General features: G+C 35.5%; 5 protein-coding genes. All 5 read right to left on the minus strand.

Annotated features, from left to right (window positions below; all coding sequences use genetic code 11):
- Positions 1–2: 2 nt before the first annotated feature.
- The gene (locus B3H30_RS20300; protein WP_286834823.1) at positions 3–3,071 is read right to left on the minus strand and encodes a type I restriction endonuclease subunit R; all 3,069 of its coding nucleotides are present in this window, start codon (positions 3,069–3,071) and stop codon (positions 3–5) included.
- A gap of 8 nt (positions 3,072–3,079) precedes the next feature.
- Positions 3,080–3,937: a nucleotidyl transferase AbiEii/AbiGii toxin family protein gene (locus B3H30_RS20305; protein WP_286834824.1), complete on the minus strand. Its 858-nt coding sequence runs from the start codon at positions 3,935–3,937 to the stop codon at positions 3,080–3,082.
- Positions 3,937–4,737, minus strand: a complete 801-nt coding sequence (locus B3H30_RS20310; RefSeq protein ID WP_286834825.1) for a type IV toxin-antitoxin system AbiEi family antitoxin domain-containing protein — start codon at positions 4,735–4,737, stop codon at positions 3,937–3,939. Before B3H30_RS20310 ends, B3H30_RS20305 begins: the two co-directional genes overlap by 1 nt.
- 299 nt (positions 4,738–5,036) lie before the next feature.
- Positions 5,037–5,402 (minus strand): hypothetical protein, encoded by a 366-nt coding sequence (locus B3H30_RS20315; RefSeq protein ID WP_286834826.1) that lies wholly within the window; start codon positions 5,400–5,402, stop codon positions 5,037–5,039.
- A 53-nt stretch (positions 5,403–5,455) separates the two neighbouring features.
- Entirely contained in the window at positions 5,456–6,004 is a 549-nt protein-coding gene (locus B3H30_RS20320) for a helix-turn-helix domain-containing protein (RefSeq protein ID WP_286834827.1), read from the minus strand.
- Positions 6,005–6,596: the final 592 nt, after the last annotated feature.

Here is a 6,596-nt window from a genome sequence, read left to right on the forward strand (position 1 = left end):
TCTTATTTACTATCTCGTAATTGGAAATACTCTTTTCCAATCAGATTACTTATTTTTTGACGCGTTACTGCATCCAACTCTATTTTCTCTTTAACTACAAATTGTTGGGCGACCAATTTAACCAAATAGCGGTCAAACCAAGCTTGGTTTTCCAATATATCTTCTTGTCCTTCTAACTTATCATCTACTTCTTGTTTTACTTGCATCAAAGCTCTGTGCAACTGGATTTCTTTTGCGGAGAGATTACCTTTTTCAGTTAATCGCTTATGAATACGTGCATATTTTTCATCGTGGTCATATTTAGCTCTTAGCAAGGCATTTTTACGATTTAGTTCTTTAGCTTGATCATAAATTTTGCGGAGTAATTGCATGTTTTCGACCATATCTTCTTGATTAGTTTCGGAAAGATTCTTTTTTCGGAAAATACGTTCCAACTCTTCTTTCAAACTGATAAACTCCGGATCTCCTGTGTCAAAATTTTGCTGCAATGCCTCCCTAGTTTTACGCAACTGATCTTTATATTCATCTGCTAACCGCAATTCCTCTTCTCCGACTTTAATGAATTGAAACACGATGTCTTCCAGAGCAGTTTCCAGCAAATTACGAGTTTCGTCTTCGCTCTCTAAACTCTCTACAAAATTCAGATTATCCAAACGACTTTGAGCTTCCAACAGCAAACGATTCAAGACGTCAAAGTCAATCAACTCACCAAATCCCTCATAGCCATTGATAGCGATGATGTTCTTTAGTTCTTTTGCCGCTCTTAAAGCTTTGACCAACCTTAACAATTCTTTCTTGTCTTGCAACTGGGAAATTTGCTGTGAAAATATCTCCCGATTTTGGGTATCATAGTGAAAGAGTGTCTCTTGAATATCGTTGATTTCCTTTGTAATCTCTTGTTTAGATTTGAAAAGGTACGAATACATCTCCATCTCATCGCCCAACTGTTCTTGCAATTCCTCAAAGTAGAGCTGATTGGTTCGATTAAATGCAGTGGAAATATCTGCAAAGTCTACTACATAGCCGTACTGATAGTTTTTATAGGGACGATTTACACGCGTCAAGGTCTGTAGTAGGTTATGGTCCTGAATAACCCGTGCTAGATACAGCTTTTTCAAGCGCTTCGCATCAAATCCTGTCAGTAACATATTATAGACAAAAAGTACATCTATCTTACCACTTTTAAAAGCCTCGATCAAATCTTTACGGATCTGCTTGTCGTTCTCGTCATGAAGTATTAACGCTGCAGTCAGTTTTTCTTTACGACGAGTCCCATAAGGAACAGATGGTTCTGCGGCTATGGCTAGATTTTGTACCCTTGTTTCTTGAATTCCATACTTTTCTTCAAATAACTGAAATAACATCTTCGCCTGCTTAGATGAATCACAAACGACCATTCCGCCCAATGATTCATCCCGCCAATAATTCCTAAAATCAATTAAATCCTTCGTAATATAATCTAATAGACCTTGGGCAAATCTTCGGTCAGCGTATACATCCGAAGTTTTGATATCTCCTCGAAGGACCTTAATCTGCTCCATTACTTCCTTCATCTCCATCTTGAAGCTACCTTCAATTTCCTCACGTATGAGTCGTAAGGTATAGCCATCAGCTATGGAGCGATTGTAGTAATATTTGTGAATGTAATTACCAAATAGTAGCTTAGAGTCGTATTCCTTTGCGACCTCTTTTAAAAGAGGAGTGCCTGTCAAGGCTATTTTGATAGCATTTTTATCCGAATTTATCAGATTTGCCAAATAATTCCCTTTCGGATTATAACTACGATGTGCTTCATCCAAGAAGAAAATTCGCTGCGTATTGATATCGTAGTCAAGATCATCAGGAACGGTACTATCTTCGCTGAATTTTTGAATATTGACAACCGTTATTTCGGCTTGTCCGCTATCATTATGAATGGCACCTACTATCTTTAGGTCAACAATAAACTCCTGTCTCGAATTTACTCTATTGACTTTCAATCCTCGTTTTGCAAATTCATTAGAAGATTGAATTAAGAGATCCAATCGGTCAACAATGAAATAAAACTTAGGTATTATCTGTTTTTTCTGATAGTAGTCAGTCAAATATTTGACATTGTAATATGCCAATGCTGTTTTTCCCGAACCTTGTGTATGCCAGATAATGCCTTTCCTTCTACCTTCGTCTAACTTTGCCCTTATTGCCATACTAGCAAACACCTGCGGATAACGCATGATATGTTTTTGGACAGTACTTTCTTCACGCACATAAGCGATAGCGTACCGTAGAATAAAGTCTAAACGTTCTCTACTGAACAATGACGTTAATATCTTATGCGTAGGACTGTGAGGTTCTTTATTCGTCTTGAATTCTGGGCTATGCTTTATAACCAACAGATTGTTATCCTTCAGAACAAAGTTTTCCTGATCTTCGGAAAGGTTGATCAACTCCTGTTTAACCGGATAGTCTACATCTTCCCTGAAGTAGTTAAAATGCAAATCGGCATAGGCAGAAGTAGCATAGAAAGCACCAAATACAGGTTCAACAATACCGTCCTCATACTCCATATTATTAGAAAACACCATTAACTGAGTAATATTGGCAAACTTTCTAAAATGTTTCTGTTTGAATCGACTATTAATCCGCTTCCGCTCAGCTAAAACTCCTTCTTTGTTATTCGGTTTCTTTACTTCTACGAAAGCTAGAGGCATTCCATTGATCAAAACGGTAATATCTGGGCGAAATTCTTCGTCACCATTTTTACAAGTTAACTCCGTAGTTACATGAAAGCTATTATTATTGAAATTCTTAAAGTCAATCAGCTTAATACCCGAAGTCGCAGTCAGACGTTGATAAAATTTCTCACCAATATCCTCATAGTCTAACTCTAAACCTATTTCATCTAGCAAGCGTTTAAGGTCTTCTAAAGCTACATGAGGATTGATTCGTTGTATACTTTCTAAAAATATAGATTCAAAGATATTACTATCAAATCTTCTAATTTGCTCTCGTAAAGGAATATATGTATACCCCAAACTTATTAAATGTAATAACGCCGGAATCTTTACACGTGAATTTTCGTTAAATGCCATTCTATAAGTTAGAAAATTTGATTAAACAATATTTCCAGATCTGTTTTTACGTTGTCAAAAGTAGGTGATTTTTTAGGTGAAATCTGATGTCCGAGGCTAGTTTTCCAAGCTCTTTTCACAGTGTTCTCACTCTTAGCATTAAGAAGTTGTTCTACACCACTAAATTCAAGTCCTTTAAATTCCATTTTCTTCAAAAAGGCCATTTTTATTTCAGACCAATCAATATTTCCTCCATGTTTGGATAGATACCATATATCATAGTAATCCCGAGGAGCGGTGTAAGAACGTTGAATTAACGCACGCAGCTTTTCAGACAATACCTCACGTATATCATAACATGAGATAGCCTTTACAGCCGAAGACAGCTCATCAGAATAATCATGGTAGACTGACCTATCAATAGGGCTAAAAAGCATTTGTTCGTAAAGGATGATTTCTATTTTAATAGAAGTCGTCCATCTAGCGGGAGCTGGAGGAGCTTGGTCTTTAGCATGGTCTGCACCCCAAAACTTAACAATCGCGGCATATCCCGTCAACATGTCTTTATGACGTAGCTCTGTTAACTTATCTAAATGGAGCGGCATGCCTGTTCGTTCCTGTACAGAAGTTATTATTTCTTGCATCAACTCCTCGGTCAACTTAAACTCCGTATTTATAGAAGTAAAATCCAAGTCCTCTGAAAAACGATAATCTGTAAAATAACACTTACGTAAACAAGTTCCTCCCTTAAAAATTAAAGACCCCTTACATGTCTTGTTTGAGAAAATAGCATCTATAAAATGTCCTAATACCCAATCTTTATCAATTGTACTTCTAGACACGTCGTGTTCCAACGCTTTCTTTTCGATTTCCTTCTTCAGTATCATTAATATTGTTTATTAGTAATGTCCAACAATTCTTCATGACTAATATTTAGTCTCAATCGCCATTCCGCGACAAATTCACCCTCTTCTAATCCCTGAGGATCAAACAAATTGTATCTGTTATTTACTTGGCTTTTAGCATAGTTAATAAAAGTTTCTAAGTTTTCTATACGGAGCAATTCAATTAGATATCCTAATCGTTTAGTGACAGCTATATTATTTACCTGTTGACAATATTTAATTAATTTATCAGCTTGCATTTCTGCTTCACCAACCGCCCTGATCAACTCTGCGTACCCTCCCGAGTATTGGGGAAGGTCAAAACAATCAACAATTGTTTTTTCCACATCAGTAATAGCATATTTAAGATTTCCATACCCATTGTAAGTAATACCTGCTTTCTTATACGAAGCTATTCTTACAAATTTGTACGACGTGCCTAATATCGATTTATCCTTTTTTTTGTGGGTTGTCTGAATAAAAACGGTATTTGAGAACTGTTCTGTCAATCCATGCAGATTCAATGCAGACCAATATGCGACAGCGCTATTTTCCGAAACAAAAGTGCCTATGACATATTCATCCCTAAAGTTTTGTCTGCAAAATTTCCCTTTTTCTATGCGAGCAAGAAGCTCTTTATCTACTAAGTTTTCTAATATTTCACTTAGGTTATCAAACTTTTGATCTAAAAGTTTTTCTATTTCCGTGAATTTAAAAATCTGAATTTCATAATCATCCAACAACTTTAAGAATTCAAGCTGTGGTTTAGTTAAGTGTTCCGATATATAAACGCTGTCTGCCATGTTACCAATCGCGGAACGATAAGACCCATTTTTTAGGTCTTATCGTTCCATGATTGGTAAAGATATAGAACTTATATAGAAAAAACAACTTTTGTAATTCTATTATATAACCTAATAACAGGAGTAAGTTTAATATATGTAATTGATTTTTTGTTTTTCTTGAGCAATTGAATGCGATATAAAAAGAAAGCTAAAAATGATAATTGAAAGAATATTGACAAGTAGATGGTTTCTCGATTTGAAAATTATGATGAATGATTGAAACGCCATTTTAATAAAATATTGGTAACATATCTAAGTTAAGTTATTAGATGATTTTTTTCGAATTCAGACAAATCATCTAATATGAATAATTTAATTTCTTCGACTTGTTCGCTACCGGGAATATCTGTGCCTAAAATATTATGTCTCGTAGTCCACTCTTTTCCTATAGATCTTCCCAAGTTAACAATGATATGTTCGAGATGGTCCCCATTGTCCATTTTTGATACGATATGTTTAATCAAAGGTGCTTGCCTTCTGTTGAAGTCAATCAGATATTTCGGTACTTTATTCTCATAAACTATACACTCATCTATAGAAAGTTCGTAAAAAGGCATCGCCCGAAATTGTCCCTCTTCAGTTTCAAATAAGTATGTTTCTATCTGTAATATTACGATCTCCATAATAATCTAATCGAAGCTATATGACATACAATTGAATTGGTTGCAAATATTCTCTATTTTGATTTTTTAAATTTGTAAAAATTTATATTACCTGCTTTTCTGCTTTCTAACAACCCATCTTTGACCCAATTACCTAAAATAGTTGAAATGGATGAGCTCAATTTGGAATTTTTTTCGATACCTTTTTTATCAATCAAAAGATTTCCAATTTGCTCTACCGTAGTTTCCTCTTTGAACAATTCTTCTGAGGAAGTCATATCTTTAATTTTTGCAGTCAAGTTTATTCGGGCCAGTCTGTCAGGGGGCAGAGCTAATCTAGGGCCTACGGAGTAAGTAATCATTGCCTCTTTAAAAAGGGTATGAAATCCTCTGCCAAGGGTAGATGCGTATTCCATGTACTGATCAATATCATAACTTATTCCTTCTTCAACATTCCAAACTGCGGATTTGGACAAGTTAGACATAAACGCTATATCATCTAAAGAGAAGTTCTCTTCCTGCCGTAATTTTCTTAGGAGTTGACCTAATGTTTTTCTTATTTCTGGAAACATATCCTTTCTCGGTTTCCTTCCCTTCGAGCTTTTACCTGTTAATTTAGTCATTTTTATAGCTATTTGGTAATGTTAGTATTCAAATGACTTAAATTTGATTAGGCTTATTGTTTTTAAATAAGAAACAAATTTTGTTTTTTAAAAACTAAAAACTATATTTGTATCAGTATATAAGTATAATGATATGTAGTATATAATAAAAAATAATATTTAAGAGTCTCGTAGATCGAAGTTGACACCCAAGGCGCGAGACGGCAAGATTTTAACCATTGCCCTGCTTTTGCTATATTTGATAAATGGCAGGGGATGGTCTTGCTGCGAAGCCTTTGTCCTTGGGTGTCACTAAGATCTCAAAGTGTGGAGCGGGCCATCTTCCTGCCTATATATCAAAGAGACTCGTTATAAACAAACGAGTTATGAACAAAAAACAGCAATCAAAAAACATCATCACTGCCCCCGAGTAGCTCGGCTGGTTTGGCCAAATTAGATTTGGCTTCTCTTTGCCATGGACCGCGTAACGCCAATATTATACACCTTTGTGACCCCTCAATCAAACGCGCTCTGGCTCCCAGAATGAATTAATTATTACTAATGTGAACTGAGTAACATCAGGCTCCCAATAAAAAGCTGATTTCGATCGGAG

Origin of the sequence: Sphingobacterium sp. UBA7038 (assembly GCF_002494055.1) — a bacterium.
GTDB classification, from domain to species: Bacteria; Bacteroidota; Bacteroidia; order Sphingobacteriales; family Sphingobacteriaceae; genus Sphingobacterium; species Sphingobacterium multivorum.

Coding starts and splice junctions, on each gene's coding strand:
- B3H30_RS20310 (WP_286834825.1), bottom strand. CDS start 4,737: ATGGCAGACAGCGTTTATATATCGGAACACTTAACTAAACCACAGCTT.
- B3H30_RS20305 (WP_286834824.1), bottom strand. CDS start 3,937: ATGATACTGAAGAAGGAAATCGAAAAGAAAGCGTTGGAACACGACGTG.
- B3H30_RS20320 (WP_286834827.1), bottom strand. CDS start 6,004: ATGACTAAATTAACAGGTAAAAGCTCGAAGGGAAGGAAACCGAGAAAG.
- B3H30_RS20300 (WP_286834823.1), bottom strand. CDS start 3,071: ATGGCATTTAACGAAAATTCACGTGTAAAGATTCCGGCGTTATTACAT.
- B3H30_RS20315 (WP_286834826.1), bottom strand. CDS start 5,402: ATGGAGATCGTAATATTACAGATAGAAACATACTTATTTGAAACTGAA.